The 20,851-nt window shown below is 75.5% G+C and carries 21 protein-coding genes and 1 riboswitch; of the genes, 10 read left to right on the top strand and 11 right to left on the bottom strand.

The window, feature by feature from the left end; translation table 11 throughout:
- The first annotated feature begins 69 nt into the window (after positions 1-69).
- From IE271_RS17710 to IE271_RS17735, 6 genes are all read left to right on the top strand, one after another.
- A complete protein-coding gene (locus IE271_RS17710; protein ID WP_190191305.1) occupies positions 70-1,206 on the top strand; it encodes a CopD family protein in 1,137 nt (378 codons plus the stop codon).
- A 319-nt stretch (positions 1,207-1,525) separates the two neighbouring features.
- Positions 1,526-2,548 carry a DEDDh family exonuclease gene (locus IE271_RS17715; protein ID WP_190191306.1) on the top strand — a complete coding sequence of 341 codons (1,023 nt, stop codon included), beginning with the start codon at positions 1,526-1,528 and terminating at the stop codon, positions 2,546-2,548.
- 157 nt (positions 2,549-2,705) lie between these two features.
- Positions 2,706-2,939, top strand: a complete 234-nt coding sequence (locus tag IE271_RS17720) for a metallothionein (RefSeq protein ID WP_190191307.1) — start codon at positions 2,706-2,708, stop codon at positions 2,937-2,939.
- 58 nt (positions 2,940-2,997) lie between these two features.
- Entirely contained in the window at positions 2,998-3,831 is an 834-nt protein-coding gene (locus IE271_RS17725; RefSeq protein WP_190191308.1) for an SURF1 family cytochrome oxidase biogenesis protein, read from the top strand.
- A gap of 381 nt (positions 3,832-4,212) precedes the next feature.
- Positions 4,213-5,997 (top strand): glycoside hydrolase family 15 protein, encoded by a 1,785-nt coding sequence (locus IE271_RS17730; protein ID WP_190191309.1) that lies wholly within the window; start codon positions 4,213-4,215, stop codon positions 5,995-5,997.
- A gap of 4 nt (positions 5,998-6,001) precedes the next feature.
- On the top strand, positions 6,002-6,757 hold the full coding sequence (locus tag IE271_RS17735; protein ID WP_190191310.1) for an SDR family oxidoreductase: 756 nt from the start codon (positions 6,002-6,004) through the stop codon (positions 6,755-6,757).
- 139 nt (positions 6,758-6,896) lie between these two features.
- Here the strand turns inward: IE271_RS17735 and amaP are convergent, their stop codons facing one another.
- The 5 genes from amaP to IE271_RS17760 all read right to left on the bottom strand — a co-directional run bounded on the left by amaP (position 6,897) and on the right by IE271_RS17760 (position 9,366).
- Positions 6,897-7,484: an alkaline shock response membrane anchor protein AmaP gene (gene amaP, locus IE271_RS17740; protein ID WP_190191311.1), complete on the bottom strand. Its 588-nt coding sequence runs from the start codon at positions 7,482-7,484 to the stop codon at positions 6,897-6,899.
- Positions 7,481-8,173 carry a DUF6286 domain-containing protein gene (locus IE271_RS17745; RefSeq protein ID WP_190191312.1) on the bottom strand — a complete coding sequence of 231 codons (693 nt, stop codon included), beginning with the start codon at positions 8,171-8,173 and terminating at the stop codon, positions 7,481-7,483. The genes amaP and IE271_RS17745 overlap by 4 nt, the downstream gene beginning before the upstream one ends.
- On the bottom strand, positions 8,170-8,562 hold the full coding sequence (locus tag IE271_RS17750) for an Asp23/Gls24 family envelope stress response protein (protein WP_190191313.1): 393 nt from the start codon (positions 8,560-8,562) through the stop codon (positions 8,170-8,172). The genes IE271_RS17745 and IE271_RS17750 overlap by 4 nt, the downstream gene beginning before the upstream one ends.
- 5 nt (positions 8,563-8,567) lie before the next feature.
- The gene (locus IE271_RS17755) at positions 8,568-8,753 is read right to left on the bottom strand and encodes a hypothetical protein (RefSeq protein ID WP_190191314.1); all 186 of its coding nucleotides are present in this window, start codon (positions 8,751-8,753) and stop codon (positions 8,568-8,570) included.
- 115 nt (positions 8,754-8,868) lie between these two features.
- Positions 8,869-9,366, bottom strand: coding sequence for an Asp23/Gls24 family envelope stress response protein (locus tag IE271_RS17760; protein WP_190191315.1), 498 nt, complete (start codon positions 9,364-9,366; stop codon positions 8,869-8,871).
- An 88-nt stretch (positions 9,367-9,454) separates the two neighbouring features.
- On the opposite strand from IE271_RS17760, the gene IE271_RS17765 reads away from it, so the two are divergent.
- A complete protein-coding gene (locus IE271_RS17765) occupies positions 9,455-10,333 on the top strand; it encodes a nucleopolyhedrovirus P10 family protein (RefSeq protein WP_190191316.1) in 879 nt (292 codons plus the stop codon).
- Positions 10,334-10,496: 163 nt separating this feature from the next.
- Here IE271_RS17765 and IE271_RS17770 read toward each other — a convergent pair whose 3' ends face one another.
- The 6 genes from IE271_RS17770 to IE271_RS17795 all read right to left on the bottom strand — a co-directional run bounded on the left by IE271_RS17770 (position 10,497) and on the right by IE271_RS17795 (position 17,776).
- Positions 10,497-11,288, bottom strand: a complete 792-nt coding sequence (locus IE271_RS17770; RefSeq protein ID WP_190191317.1) for an enoyl-CoA hydratase/isomerase family protein — start codon at positions 11,286-11,288, stop codon at positions 10,497-10,499.
- Positions 11,289-11,419: 131 nt separating this feature from the next.
- Complete coding sequence (locus tag IE271_RS17775; RefSeq protein WP_004002281.1) at positions 11,420-11,641, bottom strand: helix-turn-helix domain-containing protein; 222 nt, start codon at positions 11,639-11,641, stop codon at positions 11,420-11,422.
- A gap of 470 nt (positions 11,642-12,111) precedes the next feature.
- Entirely contained in the window at positions 12,112-13,710 is a 1,599-nt protein-coding gene (locus IE271_RS17780) for an ABC-F family ATP-binding cassette domain-containing protein (RefSeq protein ID WP_190191318.1), read from the bottom strand.
- 316 nt (positions 13,711-14,026) lie between these two features.
- The gene (locus tag IE271_RS17785) at positions 14,027-15,481 is read right to left on the bottom strand and encodes a hypothetical protein (RefSeq protein ID WP_190191319.1); all 1,455 of its coding nucleotides are present in this window, start codon (positions 15,479-15,481) and stop codon (positions 14,027-14,029) included.
- Positions 15,482-15,838: 357 nt separating this feature from the next.
- A complete protein-coding gene (locus IE271_RS17790) occupies positions 15,839-16,966 on the bottom strand; it encodes an alpha/beta hydrolase (protein WP_190191320.1) in 1,128 nt (375 codons plus the stop codon).
- Positions 16,967-17,083: 117 nt separating this feature from the next.
- Entirely contained in the window at positions 17,084-17,776 is a 693-nt protein-coding gene (locus tag IE271_RS17795; RefSeq protein WP_229919391.1) for a class II aldolase/adducin family protein, read from the bottom strand.
- Positions 17,777-18,029: 253 nt separating this feature from the next.
- Between IE271_RS17795 and IE271_RS17800 the strand changes: the two genes are divergently transcribed.
- From IE271_RS17800 to IE271_RS17810, 3 genes are all read left to right on the top strand, one after another.
- A complete protein-coding gene (locus IE271_RS17800; protein WP_190191322.1) occupies positions 18,030-18,767 on the top strand; it encodes a lysozyme in 738 nt (245 codons plus the stop codon).
- A gap of 178 nt (positions 18,768-18,945) precedes the next feature.
- Positions 18,946-20,187 carry an inorganic phosphate transporter gene (locus tag IE271_RS17805; RefSeq protein WP_190191323.1) on the top strand — a complete coding sequence of 414 codons (1,242 nt, stop codon included), beginning with the start codon at positions 18,946-18,948 and terminating at the stop codon, positions 20,185-20,187.
- A 12-nt stretch (positions 20,188-20,199) separates the two neighbouring features.
- A complete protein-coding gene (locus IE271_RS17810; RefSeq protein WP_190191324.1) occupies positions 20,200-20,421 on the top strand; it encodes a hypothetical protein in 222 nt (73 codons plus the stop codon).
- A gap of 273 nt (positions 20,422-20,694) precedes the next feature.
- Positions 20,695-20,815: riboswitch (cobalamin riboswitch) on the top strand.
- Positions 20,816-20,851: the final 36 nt, after the last annotated feature.

The raw sequence follows: 20,851 nt of genomic DNA on the forward strand, positions 1-20,851 counted from the left end.
CGGAATTCCGTTCTCCCGTTTGTCGTCCTCGACTTGCCCGGTTCTCGGGCGCTTCGCGAGGATCCTGGGATGAGTCCGACGAGACCGACCGCCGACACGACGAGCGCGCCGAGCCCGGCACGCCCCACGGGACCGACCGGTCCGGCAGGTCCGGCAGGTCCGGCAGGAGGGGCAGAAGAGGCGGCCGGGGCCGGGGCCGAGGCCGCCGGGAGCGAGGCCGCCGGGACCGCGGACCCCGACCGCATACCGGGGCGGCGGGCCGCGGCCGGCCGGTCCGCCGCCGTGCTCGTCCTGGTCGCCGTCGCCGCGCTCGTGCCGCTGCTCGGCCCGTCGGCCGCGCTCAGCGGCACGGGCGAGGCGGAGGCGCCCGGGACCGGCGGCATCACCCTGCTGCGCACGGTCCTGTTCGCCGCGCTGTGCGTCCCGGCGGGCGAGCTGCTCGTCGGCCGGCTGGCCCGCCGGGTGCCCGGCGCCGCACCAAAGCGGCCGCGCAGTCGGGCGCCCGCCGCGGCGGCCGCGGGGTGCGTGGCCGCGCTGGGCCTCGCCTCCGTCGTCGCCACCGGCAACCTGCTGCCGGACCGGCTGTCCGACATCGACATCGGCGGCCTCTACCGGACCCGGGACGGGGCGCTGGCGCTCCTGGAGGTCAACGCGTTCGTCGTGGCGGGCCTGTGCGCGCTCTCGCGGCGCCCGGCGGCCCAGGTGTGGCCGCTCGCCGCGGTGGCCGTCGCGGAGGCGCTGCGGGCCCATCCCGTCAACGAGCACAGTCCGCTCGTCGGCTCCGCACTGACGCTCGTCCACGTGACGTGCGCCGTCCTGTGGACGGGCGGCCTGCTGCACGCGCTGCGCCTGTCGCGGCTGTGGCGCGGTCCGGCGGGCGCGGCCCTGCTGGGCCTCTACGCGCGCGTGGCGGCCGTCCTGTTCGCCGCCGTCACCGCGACGGGCGTGTGCAGCACCCTGCGCCGGATGCCGCCCGAGACGGTCCTGGAGCAGCTCACGACGACCGCGTACGGGCGCGTCCTGCTCGCCAAGGTGCTGTTCGTGGCCGTCGTCGCCGTCCTCGCCCTGAGGGCGCGCCGCGGGCTGCGCCGCGCCGCCGACCCGTCGGCCGCGTACGTCCCCGCACGCGCGGAGGTGGTGGTGCTCGGCGCGGTCGTGGCGGTGTCGGCCCTGCTCACCGCGGTACCGGTGCCGATTCGCTGGTGACGGCGGGACCGCCGGGGGCAGGAGCCGGGAACGGGAACGCGGGGAACGGGGAACGGGGAACGGAAGCCAGGGAACCAGGGGCAGGAGCCGGGAAGCGGGAGCCCGGAAACCAGGGGCAGGAGGCCGGGGAGCGGGAGCCGGGTGACCGGCGCGGAGGCCCGGAGACGGAATACGCGGGACGGCGAAAGGGTTCGGGACGGGCATGAACCGCGAGGCTCCGGAGAGGGGAGGCGGAGGCGGATTCCGGCCGGGCTCCCGTGGCCCGGAGGCGGAGTCCCCGGGTCGGATCTGTCAGTCGCGGCCCGTATCCTCGGTGACCATGCTCGAAGACCGTACGACCGCAGCGTCCGCAGCCGCCTGGCCGGCCGCGTATCCGAAGGGGTACGCGGTCGTCGACGTGGAGACCACCGGACTGGCCCGGGACGACCGGATCGTCTCGGCCGCCGTCTACCGGCTGGACGCGCGCGGCGAGGTCGAGGACCACTGGTACACGCTGGTCAACCCGGAGCGCGACCCCGGCCCGGTGTGGATCCACGGCCTGACGAGCGAGGTGCTCGACGGGGCGCCGCTCTTCCGCGACATCGCCGAGGAGTTCGCAGCGCGGCTGGACGGCCGCGTGCTCGTCGCGCACAACGCGGTCTTCGACTGGTCCATGATCGCGCGGGAGTACGCCCGCGCGGAGAGCGAGGCCCCGGTCCGCCAGCGGCTGTGCACCATCGCGCTCTCCAAGGAGCTGCGGCTGCCCCTGGCCAACCACAAGCTGGAGACCCTCGCCGCCCACTTCGGCGTCGTCCAGCAGCGCGCGCACCACGCGCTGGACGACGCGCGCGTGCTGGCGGAGGCGTTCCGACCCAGCCTGCACGCCGCGGCGCGCGACGGCGTACGGCTGCCGCTGCTGGAGTGCCGGCCCCTGAGGGAGTGGGCGGACTCCCCCGCGACGGCCGCCGGGCGGGCGGGCGGCGGATACGGGGGCTATGGCTCCGGTGCTTCCGGAGGCTGGCGCTCCGGCGGCTGGCGCCCCTCGCGCAAGCGCCCCGCCTGCCCCTACCCCAACCCGGGGCGGTACGAGCCCGGCAAGCCCCTCAAGCAGGGCATGCGGGTCGCCTTCTCCGGCGACACCTCCGTCGACCGCGAGCTGCTGGAGGACCGCGCCGTCGAGGCCGGGCTGCACATCGCGACCAGCCTGTCCCGGCTGACCTCCCTGCTCGTCACCAACGACCCGGACTCCGGCACCTCGAAGGCCGTCAAGGCCCGCCAGTACGGGACGCCGGTCGTCGACGAGGCCGCGTTCGGGCAGCTCCTGGGAAACGTGGAGCCGGCCGCGGGGTCCCCGGAGGCCTGACGGTCCGCGCGGCGCGCGGACGCCCCCCGCGGGAACCGCGGCGATCACCGGGCCGTCCGGTGCCCCGGTCGGCGCTCCGGTACGTACGGGTGATTGCCGGGCGACTCGCCCGCCGCCCGCTCGCCCGGACGCGCCCGGACGCCCCACCCTGTGGCGCATGGCACGTTGTGAGGTCTGCGGAAACGACTACGGCATGACGTTCGAGGTGCACGCGCAGGACGCGGTGCACGTCTTCGACTGCTTCGCCTGCGCCATCCACCGCATGGCGCCCCTCTGCGAGCACTGTCGCGTCCAGATCATCGGCCAGGGGGTCGAGGCGGAGGGCCACTGGTACTGCGGGGCGCACTGCGCCCGCTCGGAGGGGAGGACGGGCATCGTCGACCGGGTCTGAGCCACGCCCGGGGCACCCTGGGCGCCGGCACCCCGTGACCGAGTTGTACGGTCGTGGGGTGTACCGCTTCCTGTTGTCCCGGCAGTGGGTGATCCTCACCCTCCTCGCCCTCGCGCTCATCCCGACGATGATCGAGCTGGGCTTCTGGCAGCTGCACCGCCACGAGCACCGCGTCGCGCAGAACGAGCTGATCTCGGAGTCGCTCGCGGCGGAGCCGGTGCCGGCCGAGTCGCTCACCGCGCCCGGGCGGGAGGTCGCCCGTGAGGACCTGTACCGGAGAGTGACCGCGAAGGGCCGCTTCGACACCGGCCACGAGGTCGTGGTGCGGCGCCGCACCGACAACGACGGCAAGGTCGGCTACCACGTCCTGACCCCGTTCGTCCTGGACGACGGCCGGGTGCTGCTGGTCAACCGCGGCTGGATCCCCGCGGACGAGCGGCAGACCGAGTTCCCGCGGATCCCCGCGCCCGCGCGGGGCGAGACCACCGTCACCGGCCGGCTGATGGCCGACCAGACGACGGCGGCGAGCGGCATCAAGGACCTCAAGGGCCTGCCCGACCGGCAGGTCATGCTGATCAACAGCGAGCAGCAGGCCGAGCTCCTCGGCAAGGAGGTCCTGGGCGGCTACATCGAGATGACGGCACCCGAGCCCGCCGACGGCTCCCCGCAGCTGATCGCCGAGCCCGACCACAGCGGCATCGGACCGCACATGGCGTACGCGGTCCAGTGGTGGCTGTTCGCCGCGGGCGTCCCCGTCGGCTGGGTGATCCTGGTCCGCCGCGAGCGCCGCGACCGGGCGGAGGCGGCCGCCGCGGCCGAGGCGGAGGCCGATGCCGGCGCCGGCTCCGAGTCCGAGTCCGACTCCTCCGAGGCGGCCACCGCACCGGCGTGACCCGGGACCGGTCCGGCGCACCCGCGCACGGTCCCCGCCCGCGCCCGCCCACGGCCCGCACCTCCGACGCCCACCGGGTCCTGTCTCCGTACGCCCATGAGGTCCTGCCCTCGTACGTCCGCGGGGTCCCGCCTCCGTCCGCGTACGGCCGCCCGCCCGCGCGCGGCCGCCCCTCGCCCATGCGGGGCCGGGGCACCGCCCGTGCGGGGGCCGGGCGCGGAGCCGCCCGCGCTCGGCGCGTTCGGCGACCGCCCCCCGTGCCCCGTCCGGGCTTCGCCCCAAGGTGCGCAAAAACCCCAAAACCGTTCACCAGTCGCTGTCTTGCCGTTCGCCCACGGCCGACCCGGATTGCCCCCCGGACCGGCCGGGAACCCGTGAACCGTGCACCGACCCATTGAGGACTACGCGCTCATCGGCGACCACCAGACCGCCGCCCTCGTCGGGCGGGACGGGTCCATCGACTGGCTCTGCCTGCCCCGCTTCGACTCGGCGGCCTGCTTCGCGGCCCTGCTCGGCGACGAGCGGAACGGCCACTGGCGGCTCGCGCCCGACGGCGCCGGCGACTGCACGCGCCGCGCCTACCGGAAGGACTCCCTCGTCCTCGACACGATCTGGCGGACCGACGAGGGCACGGTGCGCGTCACCGACCTGATGCCCCAGCGCGACCGCGCCCCCGACGTCGTCCGCATCGTCGAGGGGGTCGAGGGCCGGGTGACCATGCGCAGCACCCTCCGCCTCCGCTTCGACTACGGCTCGGTCGTGCCGTGGATGCGCAGGGCCGACGGCCACCGGGTGGCCGTCGCGGGCCCCGACTCGGTGTGGCTGCGCAGCGAGCCCCAGGTCCGCACGTGGGGCGAGGACTTCGGCACGCACGCGGAGTTCACGGTCGCCGAGGGCGAGCGGGTCGCCTTCGTGCTGACCTGGCACCCCTCGCACGAACCGCGCCCCCCGCTGGTGGACCCGTACGAGGCGCTGCGCCACAGCCTCGACGACTGGCGTGCGTGGGCGGCGCGCTGCCGCTACGACGGCCCGTACCGGGACGAGGTCGTCCGCTCCCTGATCACCCTCAAGGCCCTGACCTTCGAGCCGACCGGCGGCATCGTGGCCGCCCCGACCACCTCCCTGCCGGAGGAGATCGGCGGCGTGCGCAACTGGGACTACCGCTACTGCTGGCTGCGCGACTCCACGCTCACCCTCGGCGCCCTCCTGGCGGCCGGCTACCGCGAGGAGGCCGCCGCCTGGCGCGACTGGCTGCTGCGGGCCGCCGCCGGCAACCCGGCGGACCTGCAGATCATGTACGGCCTGGCGGGCGAGCGCCGGCTGCCCGAGGAGGAGCTGTCGTGGCTGCCGGGCTACGCCGGGTCCAAGCCGGTCAGGTCCGGCAACGAGGCCGCGCGCCAGCTCCAGCTCGACGTGTACGGCGAGGTGATCGACTCCCTGTCGCTGGCGCGCGCCGCGGGCCTGCCGCTGGAGCCGCACATGTGGCAGCTCCAGCTGGCCCTGATGGAGTTCCTGCACGAGAACTGGCGGGAGCCCGACGAGGGGCTGTGGGAAGTGCGCGGCCCCCGCCGCCAGTTCGTGCACTCCAAGGTGATGGCGTGGGCGGCCGCCGACCGCACGGTCCGCGCGATGGAGGAGGACCCCCGGCTGCCCGGTGACGTGGACCGCTGGCGGGCGATGCGCGACGAGGTGCACCGCGAGGTGTGCGAGCAGGGCTACGACGCGGAGCGCAACACCTTCACCCAGTACTACGGCTCGGCGGACCTGGACGCGGCGCTGCTGCTCATCCCGCAGATCGGCTTCCTGCCGCCGGACGACCCGCGCGTCGTCGGCACGGTCGACGCGGTGCGCGAGGAGCTGGGCCACAAGGGCCTGCTGCGCCGCTACTCGGAGGACCGCGCGTCCGTCGACGGACTGCCGGGCGGCGAGGGCACGTTCCTGGTGTGCTCGTTCTGGCTCGCGGACGCGCTGCACCTGACGGGCCGTACGCACCAGGCGCGCGAGCTGTTCGAGCGGCTGGTGGGGCTGGTCAACGACGTGGGACTGCTCGCGGAGGAGTACGACCCGGTGGCCGAGTGCCACCTCGGCAACTTCCCGCAGGCGTTCAGCCACATCGGCCTGGTCGGCACCGCTCTCGCCCTGTACGGCACGGACCAGGCAGGATAAGGCCATGGATCTTGGACTGAAGGACCGTGTCTACGTCGTCACCGGCGCCACCCGGGGCCTGGGCAACGCCACCGCCCGCGCGCTGGTCGCGGACGGCGCCAAGGTGGTCGTCACGGGCCGGGACGAGGGGACCGTCGCCGACGCGGCGGCCGCGCTGGGCCCGGACGCCGTCGGCGTCGCCGCCGACAACGCGGACCCCGGGGCCGCGGAGCGGCTGGTCGCGGCCGCGCGCGAGCACTTCGGCGGCTTCGACGGCGTGCTGGTGAGCGTCGGCGGTCCCGCGCCCGGCTTCGTCGCCGACACCACCGACGAGCAGTGGGAGGCGGCGTTCCGGTCGGTCTTCATGGGGGCGGTGCGGCTGGCCCGCACGGCCGCGGCGGAGCTGGGCGAGGGCGGCGTCATCGGCTTCGTGCTCTCCGGCTCGGTGCACGAACCGATCCCCGGCCTGACCATCTCCAACGGCCTGCGCCCCGGCCTCGCGGGCTTCGCCAAGTCCCTCGCGGACGAGCTGGGCCCGCGCGGCATCCGCGTGGTCGGCCTGCTCCCGGCCCGCATCGACACCGACCGCGTCCGGGAGCTCGACGGCCTGTCCCCCGACCCCGAGGCCGCCCGCGCGGCCCACGAGTCCCGTATCCCGCTGCGCCGCTACGGCACCCCGGAGGAGTTCGGCCGCACGGCCGCGTTCCTGCTCTCCCCCGCGGCGTCGTACCTGACGGGCGTCATGCTCCCGGTGGACGGCGGCTTCCGCCACGGCTTCTGACCCCGGCAGCCCACCCCGGCCCACGGGCCGCGGGCCCGCACCGGTCCACGCCCCGCGGGTCCGCCCGGTCCACGGGCCGCGAGTCCGGCCCGCGGGTCCGCACCGGTCCGCGGGCCGCGGCGGTCGCGGGCCCGCGGGCTCAGCTCACCCGGCGCGCGCGGTGGCTCACCTCGCGCAGCCGGACCTCCGCGGGCAGCGCGGGCAGGCGGGCCGAGTCGCGGGCGTGGGCGAGCGCGCCGCCGGTGAGCCGGTCCAGCGTGTCCGCGGGACTGGCGTGCGGCTCCAGCGCCAGCCGCAGGCGCGCCCGCGGGGCCCTGCGCCGCCCGGTCAGCAGCCCGTGGGCCGCCGCCACGCCGTCGAGCCGCGTGGCCTCCCCGATCAGGACGCCCTCCAGGGCCCGGCCGCGCAGCAGCGCCCCCTCGCCGTCGCCCGTGTCGACGAGCACCTCGCCGAGCCGGCGCCGCCGCACCACGGCCACCAGCCACCACAGCGCCAGCAGCAGGCAGACGGCGAGGACGGCGACGACCGTGGGCCACCACCAGCCCTCGGCCCGCCACCGGGTCCGGTCCGCGTCGCTCAGCAGCACGTCCCGCGGCCCGTCGTGGACCCACCACGACGGCGGCCGCACGCCGAGGCCGACGGCGAGCACCGACCCGCCCAGCACGACGAGCACCAGCCCGGCCAGTCCCAGCAGCACCCGGTTGACCACCCTCAGCACGGTCCTCACCCCTTCCGGCCCGGCCGCGCGACGCGCACCGAGAGCCGGGGCGGCCGCGCCAGCCCGAGCCCCCGTACGCCGTCGGCGAGCGCGGCGTCCAGGTCCGCCCGTACGTCGTCCAGTTCGCGGAAGTGGGAGACGGCCCGCACGTCGGCCCTCCTGCGCCGCATCCGCACCCGGACCGAGCGCACCCCCGGCACCTCCATGGCCCGGTCGCGCAGCGCCAGCCCGGCCGCGCCGCGGTACAGGCCGGCCCGCACCTCCGGGTGGGTGCGCCGCATCGGCAGCAGCCGCCGCAGGCCGGGCGTCGCGGCGAGCAGCAGCAGCCACAGGCCGAGGGCGGCGGCGAGCGCGGCCCCGGCGAGCACCCACACGTCGTCGAGGGGCCGCTCGGCGAGCGCGTCGGCCGCGGCCCGGCGCCAGCCGCCCGCCGTCCGGCCCGCGCGCACGGCGACGACGTCGTACAGCAGAAGCCCGGCGCCCGCCGCGAGGAGCAGGGCGAGCACGCCCGCGGGAACGCGCCGGACGGACCAGAAGCGGCCGCCGCCCCGCGGCGGCACGTCGGGAACCGGCCGCGGTTCGTAGGCCGCGGCCGACACGGATTGGCCGAGTTCGCCGCCCGCCGGCCGCTCGGCGGCGGACATCTGCCGGGTGCTCCCGGCGTCCTCGGGCCCCTGGAAGCCCTGGGACTCGCTCATCGCGTCCTCCCCTGTGCCGCGCCGTGCGGCGGTACCAGGTGCAGCCGTTCGACCCGGACGGCGACCTCGGTCACCCTCCGGCCCGCCAGTTCCTCCACCCTCTCGGCGACCCGGCGGCGCACGGCGGCGCACCGTCCGCCCACGTCGCAGGGGTAGTCGAGTTCGAGCACGACGCGGACGCGCGCCGTGCCGTGGCGCACCTCCACGCCGGTGTGCGGCCGCGCCACGTCCGGCGGCAGGTGCCCCAGCGCCTCCCGCGCGGCCTGCGCGGCGATCCCCGCGACGACCCGGTCGGCGATCCGGGTCGCACCGCGCTCGGCCGGCGGGACGACCCCGCCCGCGGAGCGTGCGGACCCGGCGTCGCCGGCCCCGGAGGGCTCACCGGTCACCCGCGTCACCGCCGGCGGTCGTCACGGGAGCGGAAGAGGTCGCCGAGGTCCAGGTCCCCCTCCAGGAACCGGCCCACGACGAAGCCGATGGCGCCCAGCGCCGCCACCAGCAGGAAGGCGCCAAATCCGCCGAAGTACCCGGCGAAGCCCAGCGCCATCCCGGCGATCATGCCGACCACGGCCATGCTCATGTTGCGCTCCTCGGCGGAACCGGCGTGCCGTCACCCCTCTTGCCCCGGTGACACGGCACGGCTGACGTACGGGCCCCTGGACGCCCGCGGTGCGAACGGCGGCACCGCGGGGGCGTCACTGGAGCCGGGACTCCTGCTCCTCTTCCTCCTCCTCGGGCAGCTTGACGTCGCTCACGGCGATGTTGACCTCGACGACCTCCAGGCCCGTCATCCGTTCCACTGCCGTCACCACGTTCTCCCGCACCGCGCGGGCCACGTCCGCGATCGACACGCCGTATTCCACGACGATCTCCAGATCGAGGGCCGTCTGCACCTCGCCGACCTCGGCCTTCACCCCGCGCGTGACGGACTTGGCGCCACCGCCGGGCACCCGGTCGCGCACGGCGCCGAAGGTGCGGGACAGACCGCTGCCCAGGGCGTGCACGCCCAGCACGTCCCGGGCGGCGAGGCCGGCGATCTTCTCGACCACGCCGTCGGCGATGGTGGTCCGCCCGCGGGTGCCCGGGTCTCCGCCGCTGTGCCGCGCTCCGCCGGCCTTCCGGGTCTGCGAGGTCTCGGCGGGGTCCGTCTCGCCGGAAGCCTCGGACCGCTTGCGCTGCGTGGGTTCGGTCATCGCCCTACGCCCCTTCCGGTCGCTGTTTCTTCGTCCACACTATGCGGGGTTGCCCCGATACGCCCCGTGGATGCGGCAGGCTGGAGCAATGACGGCGGACGGATGGACACGGGCGGTTCGGCGACAACTCGGCCTCGGCCGGCTCCTCCCCCTGGGCGGACCGCGCGACGGCGCGTGGCTCACCGAGTCGGCGGCCGAGGCGGTGCTGCGCCGCGCGGTCCGGCACCTGCCGGGCGTGCGCCTGGGCGCGCTGCGCTTCTCGCCCGCCGAACCGGACGGCCCGTACGACGACGCCGTGCCCCGGCCGCCGGGCGCGCTGCCGCCCGGCCCGCTGCGGCTGGACGCCGGTTTCGACGCGGTCCTCGCGCACGGCGAGCCGCTCCCGTCGACCGCGGCCCGGCTGCGCGCCGCCCTGGCCGGCGCCGCGGCGGAGCGGCTCGGGCTGACGGTCGCGGAGCTGGACCTGCGCGTGACCGGCCTGCTCGGCGGGGACGGGACCGAGGACGAGGGCGAGGCGGCGGGCACGGGCGCGCACGGAGGCGGCGCGGGGCCCGGGCGGCCCGGTGGGAAAAACGGGCTCCACGGGTCCGAACGGGCGACGCGGTCCGGGCCGCCGGACGGACCGGCCGCCGACGGGGACGCCGGGGAGGACGACGGCCCCGGCGACGGCGGGGGTCCCTCCGGGGACGAGGCGCGGGTGGCGGCCGCCGCGCGCGCCGTACCCGGCGTGGTCCGGCTGACCGGCGTGCTCGGCGGCCGGGGCCGGGCCGTGCAGATCGAGCAGCGGCCCGCCGGCACGGCCCTGCCGCGCCGTCACGTCCGCGTCGAGGCGGCCGTCGCCGCGGACATCCGCACGCTGGACGTGGCCCGCGCGGTCCGCTCGGCGGTCACCGCGGCGCTGCCGGACCACCCCTCGGTGGCCGTGCTGGTGACCGAGGTGGGCGACGAGGCGTCCCCGGACCGGTGAGAACCGGCGACGGCGGAGGCGGGAGCGGAGGACCGCGGAGGCCGGAGCGGAGGGGGCGGGCGCAGGGGCCAAGGGCCGGGCGACGACAGCGGAGGTACGGGACCGGGCGGGTGACGCACGGGCCGTGCGTCACCCGCCCGGTCCCGTCCCTCCGCACCCCGGCTCAGTCGCCGAGGCCCGCCAGGTCGCGCAGCCGGCGTCCCTGGGCGGCGCGCTCGGCGGCCCGCTGCTCCTCGTACGTGCGCTCCCGCGCGCCCTGGAGCAGCGCCTTCGTCTCGACGACGGCGTCGCGCGGCGCCGCGAGCAGAGCGGCCGTCAGATCGCGTACGGCGTCGTCGAGCTGCCCGGCGGGCACCGCGAGGTTGGCCAGGCCGATGCGCTCCGCCTCCTCGGCGTGGACGAACCGGCCGGTGAGGCAGATCTCCAGCGCGCGGCCGTGACCGACGAGGCCGACGAGCGGATGCGTGCCGGTGAGGTCGGGCACGAGGCCCAGGCTGGTCTCGCGCATCGCGAACTGCACGTCGTCGGCGACGACGCGCAGGTCGCAGGCGAGCGCCAGCTGGAAGCCGGCGCCGATGGCGTGCCCCTGGACGGCGGCGACGGAGACGATGTCGCTGCGCCGCCACCAGGTGAAGGCCTCCTGGTACTCGGCGATCGTGGCGTCCAGGGCCTCGTCCGAGCCGCGCGCCAGATCGAGGAACGACGGCTCGCCGTCGAACCCCTCGGGCGTGAACGCCTGCCGGTCGAGCCCCGCGGAGAAGGACTTGCCCTCGCCGCGCAGCACGACGACCCGCACCGTGCCCGGCAGCAGCCGCCCGGCCTCGGCCAGGGCCCGCCACAGGGCGGGGCTCTGGGCGTTGCGCTTGGCCGGATTGGTCAGCGTCACCGTGGCGATCGCCTCGTCGACGACGAGCCGTACGCCGTCCTTGTCGAGTACCGGGTCGAGCGAAGCCATACGGCGCCTCCGATGCGTGCGGTCGGGCGGGTGCCGTGTCGGGCACCCGTAAGTGACTGCACAGTAACCACCCGGTCGGCGTGATGACCGACCGGGTGGTCACCCGTGGAGGTACATCAGGACCGCCCCGCTCAGGACGAGGCGGCCTTCTTGCCGCGGGTCGCTCCGCCACGCCCTCGGAGCGTGACACCCGACTCGCTGAGCATCCGGTGGACGAAGCCATACGAGCGGCCGGTCTCCTCGGCCAGTGCCCGAATGCTCGCACCGGAGTCGTACTTCTTCTTCAGGTCTGCCGCGAGCTTGTCGCGCGCGGCGCCGGTCACCCGGCTGCCCTTCTTCAGAGTCTCGGCCACCCGTGCCTCCTCATGGGAAGTGCGCTCTGGACTCTCATGATCACCCCTCATGAGCTTCCTGGCCACCCATTCGGCAAGGTACGTCGCACTGTATTCGGGCCGCGACGGCGCGTCCCGCCCGGCGGAACAATTCCTTCCGGGCGCGCCCCGGAGCCTGCGGCGGACGGGCCCGCGGGCGAACTTCCAGGTCAGCGGCGTACACCGGCCGAACCTTCGAGAAGAAGGGACGCGGCCGCGAAATCCGTGTATGACACACCTCGGTATGAGGAGATCTCACGCAGATGGCGGATCACGGATCGGCCGAATGATCCATACGCAGTGGATCAGTCATTCGATCACGCGCGGATGATCGTCCACCGTCCGGCGGAGGCGCGGCGGGCCGCCGGAGGCGCCCGTTCGGCCGCCCGCGCGGCCCGTTCCGGGGCCGCCGGTGCCCGTCCGGTGACCGGACGGGCACCGGCGCTCCGCGGTCAGGCCAGGGCGACGAGGTCCGCGTAGTCCGAGCCCCACAGGTCCTCCACCCCGTCGGGAAGCAGGATGATGCGCTCGGGCTGCAGCGCCTCGACGGCGCCCTCGTCGTGGGTGACCAGGACGACCGCGCCCTTGTAGGTGTGCAGCGCGCCGAGGATCTCCTCGCGGCTGGCGGGGTCGAGGTTGTTCGTCGGCTCGTCGAGGAGCAGCACGTTCGCGGACGACACGACGAGCGTGGCCAGGGCGAGCCGGGTCTTCTCGCCGCCGGAGAGCACCCCGGCGGGCTTGTCGACGTCGTCGCCGGAGAACAGGAAGGAGCCGAGCACCTTGCGGACCTCGACGAGGTCCATGTCGGGCGCGGCCGAGCGCATGTTCTCCAGGACCGTGCGGTCGGGGTCGAGGGTCTCGTGCTCCTGGGCGTAGTAGCCGAGCTTGAGGCCGTGGCCCTGGATCACCTGGCCGGTGTCGGGCTTCTCGACACCGCCGAGCAGCCGCAGCAGGGTCGTCTTGCCCGCGCCGTTGAGGCCGAGGATGACGACGCGCGAGCCCTTGTCGATCGCCAGGTCGACGTCGGTGAAGATCTCCAGGGAGCCGTACGACTTCGACAGCCCCTCGGCCATGAGCGGGGTCTTGCCGCAGGGCGCGGGCTCGGGGAAACGGAGCTTGGCGACCTTGTCGGACTGGCGGACGTCCTCCAGGCCGGACAGCAGGCGCTCGGCGCGGCGGGCCATGTTCTGCGCGGCGACGGTCTTGGTGGCCTTGGCGCGCATCTTGTCGGCCTGCGCGTTCAGGGCGGCGGCCTTCTTCTCGGCGTTCTGACGCTCGCGCCTGCGGCGCTTCTCGTCGGCCTCGCGCTGCTGCTGGTAGAGCTTCCAGCCCATGTTGTAGATGTCGATCGTCGAGCGGTTGGCGTCCAGGTAGAACACCTTGTTGACGACCGTCTCCACGAGGTCGACGTCGTGGGAGATGACGATGAAGCCGCCGCGGTAGGTCTTGAGGTAGTCGCGCAGCCAGGTGATCGAGTCGGCGTCGAGGTGGTTGGTCGGCTCGTCGAGCAGCAGTGTGTCGGCGTCCGAGAAGAGGATGCGGGCCAGCTCGATGCGGCGGCGCTGACCGCCGGAGAGCGTGTGCAGGGGCTGGCCGAGCACACGGTCGGGGAGGTTGAGCGCGGCGGCGATGGTGGCGGCCTCGGCCTCGGCGGCGTATCCGCCCTTGGTGAGGAACTCCGTCTCCTGGCGCTCGTACTGCCGCAGCGCCTTCTCGCGGGTGGCGCCCTGGCCGTTGGCGATGCGCTGTTCGTTCTCGCGCATCTTGCGGATCAGGGTGTCCAGGCCGCGCGCGGAGAGGATGCGGTCGCGGGCGAGCACGTCGAGGTCGCCGGTGCGCGGGTCCTGCGGGAGGTAGCCGACCTCGCCGGAGCGGGTGACGGTGCCGGCGGCCGGGATGCCCTCGCCGGCGAGGACCTTGGTCAGGGTCGTCTTGCCGGCGCCGTTGCGGCCGACCAGGCCGATGCGGTCGCCCTTGGCGATGCGGAAGGTGGCGGACTCGATGAGGACGCGGGCACCGGCGCGCAGCTCGATACCGGAGGCGGAAATCACGGACAGACTCCAGGGCGGGATGGGGCGGGGTGGACGGGAGGAGCGCGGGGCGCTCGGCGCGCCGCCTGCGGGCGGCGCGGGCGGACGTTCCCGCCGTCTAATGCGCGAGGAGAATGGCCATGGAGCCAGTCTAACGGGGTACTGCAACCACTTTTTCTGCCCTCGGGCGGGCCGGTCCGCGGGCGCCGGGGCCGGAAGGGGGGAGCGGGGCTGCAAGGGAGAGGCGGGGCGGGCGGGGGAAGCGGGCCGGAAGGGGAAGGCGGTGCCCGGCGGGCACCGCCGCTTCCCGCTCGGCAAGGCCGGCGAGGCCCGCCGCTCAGCTCCCCCCGGTGTGCACCTGGAAGGCCGCGCGCCGCACGGCCTTGGCGAGGGCCGGGTCGGGGTGGGCGGCCGCGAGGGCGACCAGGACCTGCACGGTGCGGGGGTGTCCGACGGCGCGGACCTCCTCCAGCAGCGCGGGCACGGTGGGCTGGACCGCGGCCTCCAGGTGGCGCACGAGCAGCGGGGCCTCGCCGTGGTCGGCGACGGCGGCGGCCGTGTCCACCCAGAGCCAGGTGGCCTCCTCCCGGGTGAGCACCTCGTGGGCGTCCTCGGGGTCGTGGCCGTCGTGCTCGGCGAGCCACAGCAGGGCGTACGGGCGCAGCGGCGTCTCCGTCACCACGGCGCGCACGTCGGGCTCGGCGGGGGCGCCGACCACGCGCAGCGCCTCGAAGGCGAGCCCGCGCAGCAGGGCGTCCTCGCCGCGGGCGGCCTCGATCAGCTCGGTGACCGCGCTGCCGACCGGGCGGGCGGCGAGCCAGGCGCGGTACTCGGCGCGGGCGGCGTTCGGGCGGAGCCGGGCGCAGCCGCGGAGCATGTCCTCGGCGGACTGCTCGATGTTCCCGGCGGGGCTCTGCGCGGCCACGCAGATCTGCTCCAGCTTGACCCACACCGCCCAGCTGCCCAGCGGGGTGAGTTCGGCGTGGCCGTCGGCGCAGGTGAGAGCACCCACGGCGGCCAGGGCGCCCAGGGCCCAGTCGAGCAGGACCGGGAGCGGGGCCTCGTCGGCGCCGGGCTCGGCGTCCGCGCCCCCGCCGGTCCCGGCCGCCGCCGCGGCCTCGTCCGCGGACGCGGGCTCGGCGCGGGGGCCGTAGGGCACCTCGCAGCGCTCGGTGCGCAGCTCCGTGACGCGCTGCTCCAGCAGGTCCAGCAGCTGCTCGACGGGGACGGGGCCCGCGGAGAGCTGGAGGAAGGAGAGCACCTGCGGCATCGCGGAGACGACCTCGGCGACGGCGGCGGGCTCGCGGCCGTCGGGGCCGGGGTGGGCGATCGACCAGGCGTCGAAGAGGGCGACCCAGCCGCGCAGCACGGCGCTGTCGTCGCGGTCCCAGGCGCGCAGCCGCCAGCCGGGGCGGGCGCTGTCGCCGTGCACCTCGATGAGCCCGGCGAGGCGGGCCGTGTCCCAGTCCGCGCGGACCTGAGCCGGGGTCAGGCCCAGCTCCCCGGCGGCCCGCAGGGCGGTCGCGTCGGAGAGGGTGCCCTTGTCGTCGGGGGCCGCGCCGATGCGGCCGCGTCCCGGGTTGAGGGCGGCGTCGGCCCAGCGGGCGACGCGCACCGCGCCGGCCAGCTGGGCTCGCGCCGTCCTGGCCAGCTCCGCGGGTGCCGGGGTGCCCTCGGGGGGCCGGGGCGCGGGGCGGCGCGAGGGCCGTGGGGTCATGGCTCGTGGGGCGGCGGCCAGGGGTCGCGGGCGGACGAGTCGGAGCCTGGAGTCGCGCGGGATACGGGACGTCACGGGTGCAGTCTTCCGGTTGACGGTCCGAAAACCCAAACGGAACGCTGTGGCGGGCTGTCAGAGGGGTCCGCGAACCGGTGTCGACGCAGGTGCGCGCCGCCCTGCCGGAGCCGGTCCACCCCCGAACGGAACCCTCCCCAACCGCGACGGAAAGGGCGCTTCCGGAGCGTGCGCGGGCGCATCCGGGAGCGGACGGCCACCACCCCTCCGACACCGTTGCCCCGCCGGCACCACCGGGGCGCGACCCCGGCCGTCATGTCCGCGACCCCGGCCGCCGTGTCCGCGGACCCCGGCCACCGGGGCGGCGGGTCCGCGGCGCCCCGTGGGGACGGCGAACCCGCGCCTCCGCCCCCGTGCTCACATCAGCGGTACGAGGAAGCGGCGCAGCGCCTCCTCGTAGGCGGCCGGGTCGGCGTTCCACGTGGCACCGTGCGGGGCGTCCGGGACCGTGCGCAGGCTGACCAGGTCGGTCCGGCGGTCGGCGAGCCGGCGGGACAGTCCGTAGGCGGCGACGGTGTCGTCCGGGCTGTGCAGCACCAGCGTCGGGACCTTGACGTCCGCGGGGTCGGCGGCCGCGTCCGGGCGGTCGCCGCGCATCCGGGTGCGCCCCTGCGCGGCGCGGACGGCCAGCGGCAGCAGGACGCCGGGCGTCCGGCGGGCCCGGGCCAGCGCCCGCAGCGTCGCCTCCCAGTCCAGGACGGGCGAGTCCAGGACGACTCCGGCGATCCGGTCCCGCCGGGCCGAGTACGCGGCCGTGCGCAGCGCCATCGTGGCCCCCGTGGACCAGCCGTGCAGGACCACGCGCTCCGCGCCGTTGCGCACGGCGTACCGCACGGCCGCGTCGAGGTCGCGCCACTCCGTCTCGCCCAGGTGGCCGAGGCCGTCGGGGGACCGGGGCGCGCCGGCGTCGCCCCGGTGGGCCAGGGCGAGGACGGGGAACTGCTGCCGGTGCAGGAACTCCATCACGTTGAGGGAGAGTTCGCGGGTCGTGCCGAGGCCGTGCGCGGCGATGACCCACAGATTGCGGGCGGCGGGCACGTGCCAGGCGGGCAGCGGGCCGAGTTCGCCCGGGATCTCCACGTCCTCGAAGTCCAGGCCGAGCGCGGTCCGCGGGTCGCCGCTGTACACCTGCGGGGTGAACCACACCGTGTCGCCGCACGCCGGAGTGCCGTACGTGACGCGCTCCAGGCGGCGCACGACCGTGTCGGCGGTGTGCGGCACCGCTTCGAGCACGGGCCCCACGACGGCGTGCAGGTCGTCACCCGCCAGGCCGTACACCCCGGAGCGCAGGGAGGCCAGGTCCCGGGTGAGCGTGATCTGCCCGGCCGCGGTCGCGTGCACGGTGAGCCGGGAGTCGCCGGGCAGCGGTCCGTTCGGGGGTGCCTTGAGGGCGGCGTCGCTGGCGAGCCGGCCGGCCGCGACGGAGGCCGCCCCGGCGGCGAGGGCGACGGTGACGGCTGCGGCGGTCGCTTTCACGGTACGCACGGATAACAGTCTCCTGACGGGGCCCGCGGTCGGCCAGCGGGGGGCGGGCTCGGGGTGATGGTCCCCCGCCGGGCCGGGGTCCCTGGTCACACAGGAGGGTGCCCCGTTCCCGCGCGGCTAGCCCGGCTGTCCGCAATCGCGCAGCCGCTCCGCCGCCTCCGCCGGTTGCTCCGGGGACAGCAGCGCCGGGGAGCGGCCGGGCACGGAGGAGGCGGTGAGCCGGAGGCGGCACATCCACTCCGGCTGCGCGGTCCGGTCGTACGCCTGCGCGAGCGTGGCGCCGTACGCGAGGGTGCCGTGGTTCCGCAGGGGGCGGGCGGTGCGGGCGGCGAGGGCCCGCAGCGCGTTCTCGGCCAACTTCCCGGCGCCGTGGGCCGCGCAGGGCGCGACGCGGACGGGCCCGCCGAGGGCGGCGGTCACGCAGTGGGCGGGCGGCAGCTTCGGCACGAGCGCGGAGACGGCGGCGACGTGCACGGCGTGGGCGTGGACGGCGGCCCGCGCGTCCGCGGCCCGGTACACGGCGAGGCGCAGGGGGAGTTCACCGGTCGGGCGCAGCCGGCCGGGCACCCGGCGCCCGTCCGGGAGGCCGGCCCCGCGGACGTCCGACGGCCCCGGGCGGTCGTACGGCACGCCGGTCGGCGTGACCGGGACGGTGCCGCCGACCCGTACGGAGACGTTGCCGGACGTGCCGACCACGAGTCCGTCGCGGACGGTGCGGCGGGCCTTGGCGACGAGGTCCTCCCCCGCCGCTGCCTCCGCCTCGTGCGCGTCACGCGCGCCCTGCGCGCCCCCGCGCCGCCCGTCCCCCACGCCCCCACCGTCCCTCGTGCTCCGTCTCTGCCCGGCCGTTCCGCCCTCCCGCCGGACCGGGCCGCCGAGGGGCCCGGGCGCGCGCACTCTAGGGCGGAGGCGGCAGGTCCGTAAGGGCGCGCGGGCGCTTGCACGGGTTGTTGAGCGTTTTGGCCGATGCCGGACACCCGTGCTCGGCACGGGACGCGAGTGCATGAAGATTCCAGTAATCTCTGGACGATTTTTCACGCACGCCGTCATTCCGGGGGGAAACATGGCTTGTAATCACAAATCGTCCCGTCACCGTGCCCGGGTCGCCGCTGCCTCCGCGGCGGCGCTCGTCCTGGGGACCGTGCTCGCCGAGGTGCCGGCCGCGGCGGCGGGCCCGCCGCGGGGGCACGACGTCTCCTCGCACCAGAAGAAGATCAATTGGAAGAGCGCGAAGAGCAAGGGCGCGTCGTTCGTGTACGTGAAGGCGACGGAGTCGCACACGTACCGCAATCCGCACTTCGGCCGGCAGTACACCGGGTCGCGGGACGCGGGCCTGATCCGCGGGGCCTACCACTTCGCGGTGCCGAACCGGTCGTCGGGCAAGAAGCAGGCCGCGTTCTTCGTGCGCAACGGCGGCGGCTGGAGCGCGGACGGCCGGACCCTGCCGCCCGCGCTCGACATCGAGTACAACCCGTACGGCCGCAAGAAGTGCTACGGCCTGAGCAAGGCCGGGATGGTCCACTGGATCAAGAGCTTCAGCGACGAGGTGAAGCGGCGGACGGGCCGGCGCCCGGTGATCTACACGACCACCCACTGGTGGAACACGTGCACCGGCCGCAGCAAGGTGTTCGGCGCGGACCACGCGCTGTGGCTCGCCCGCTACGGCTCGTCGCCCGGCCCGCTGCCGGCCGGCTGGAAGTACTGGACGATCTGGCAGTACGACAACGGCGGGCGGCTGCCGGGTGACCAGAATCTCTTCAACGGCTCCATGAAGCGGCTCAAGGCGTTCGCCCGGGGCTGAACCCGCAGGCGGAAGTGACCGCTCCGCCTGCGTTCGAGCCTCGGGGCCGCCACTCCCCCCACAAGCGGAGTGGCGGCACGCCCATGGGGTCACCCTCTCGCCCGCCCCAGTTCATCTGCCGTTCACCCAGGCTGCCTACGGTCCACATGCCACTGACGTCCAACAGAAGCCTGGGTAAATGGAACACATCACGCTTCTCCTCGGGATCGTGATCGTCACCGCTCTCGTGTTCGATTTCACGAACGGTTTCCACGACACCGCCAACGCGATGGCCACGACCATCTCGACCGGCGCACTGAAGCCCAAGACGGCGGTGGCGATGTCCGCCGTGCTGAATCTCGTCGGCGCGTTCCTCTCCGTGGAGGTCGCCAAGACGATCTCCGGCGGCATCATCGACGAAGCGGGCATCCAGCCCGAGGTCATCTTCGCGGCACTCGTCGGCGCCATCCTCTGGAACCTGCTGACCTGGCTCCTCGGCCTGCCGTCCAGCTCCTCGCACGCCCTGTTCGGCGGATTGATCGGCGCCGCCGTGATGTCCGCGGGCTGGGACTCCGTGAACGGCTCGACGGTCGTCACCAAGGTCCTCATCCCCGCCGTCGCCGCGCCGCTCGTCGCCGGTGCGGCCGCCGCGCTCGCCACCCGGCTGACGTACCGGATCGGCCGCGGCACCGACGAGCGGGCCACCTCCAAGGGCTACCGCGCCGGCCAGATCGCCTCCGCGGGCCTGGTCTCCCTCGCCCACGGCACCAACGACGCGCAGAAGACCATGGGCATCATCACGCTGGCCCTGGTGACCGGCGGCGTGCTCGTCCCGGACTCGGACCCGCCGCTGTGGGTGATCGTCTCCGCCGGCCTCGCCATCGCGCTCGGCACCTACCTGGGCGGCTGGCGCATCATCCGCACCATGGGCAAGGGCCTGACCGACCTCGCGCCGCAGCAGGGCTTCGCCGCCCAGACCAGCGCCGCGACCGCCATCCTGGCCTCCTCCCACATCGGCTTCTCGCTCTCCACCACCCAGGTGTGCTCCGGCGCCGTCATGGGCGCGGGCCTGGGCCGCAAGGGCGGCGTGGTCCGCTGGTCGACCGCGACCCGGATGTTCGCCGCGTGGGGCCTGACCCTGCCGGCCGCCGGCCTCGTCGGCGCGGGCGCCGAGCTGCTCACCAAGCAGGGCACGTGGGGCGTCGTCCTCACCGGCGCGCTGCTGGTGGCGGGCTCGGGCACCATCTGGGTCCTGTCCCGGCGCAAGCCGGTGACGGTGGACAACGTCAACGACACCGGCGCCGCCGCCGAGCCGGCGGGCGTCGTGACCTCCGCGGTCGCCGCGGTCACCCCGCCGCCCGCGGGCGTGGTCGCGGACGGCGGGCTCAAGGCGACCATCTCCTCCCCGGACGCGGAGCCCCAGCGCCCGGCCACGGTCTAAGGAACGAACGGCATGAAAATCGACTGGGCGGCCCTCGGCTCCGTCTTCGGCGTGAGCCTCGTGGTCACGGTGGCCCTGGTGGGCCTGTTCACCCTCGGCATCGTCGCCCTCGCCAAGCGGGAGACCGCCGCGGCGCGGGGCGGCTCCGCCGCGGCGGCCGCGACCGGCGCGTACGCCTGCTTCGCCGCCTGCGCGGCGGCCGTGGCGTACGGGATCTACCTGATCGTGGCCTGAGGCCCGGCACCGGCCGGACCTCCTCGCCGCGGACCCCTTCCGCACACCCTGTGGGCGGCGGCCTCCCCGGTCGCCGCCCACAGGCGTTCCCGCCCCGCTCCGGCGCCCCGCCCCGTCCCGCCGGCCCGCGCGTTCCGGCCGTCCCGCCTGTGAGCCGGGCCACGCGGGAGGCGTACCGGACAGCCGGACGGCCGGTGTTTCGTGTGGGCATCAGCACACTCCTCCGTCGCAGGTCAACGGCAAGTTGACGGGGGGTGGCGGGCGTGGTGGACTTCCGGGGCCAAGTACGGCGGCAGGAGAGGAAGCCGGTGGAAGTCCGGCGCGGTCCCGCCACTGTCACCGGGGACACCGGTCCCCGGGAGCCAGGAACTCTCGCCGCCGGTCTCGTCGAACCAGGGCGCGGACACCCTGAGTGAGGACATATCGCCAT

This window comes from Streptomyces minutiscleroticus, assembly GCF_014650875.1.
GTDB classification, from domain to species: Bacteria; Actinomycetota; Actinomycetes; order Streptomycetales; family Streptomycetaceae; genus Streptomyces; species Streptomyces minutiscleroticus.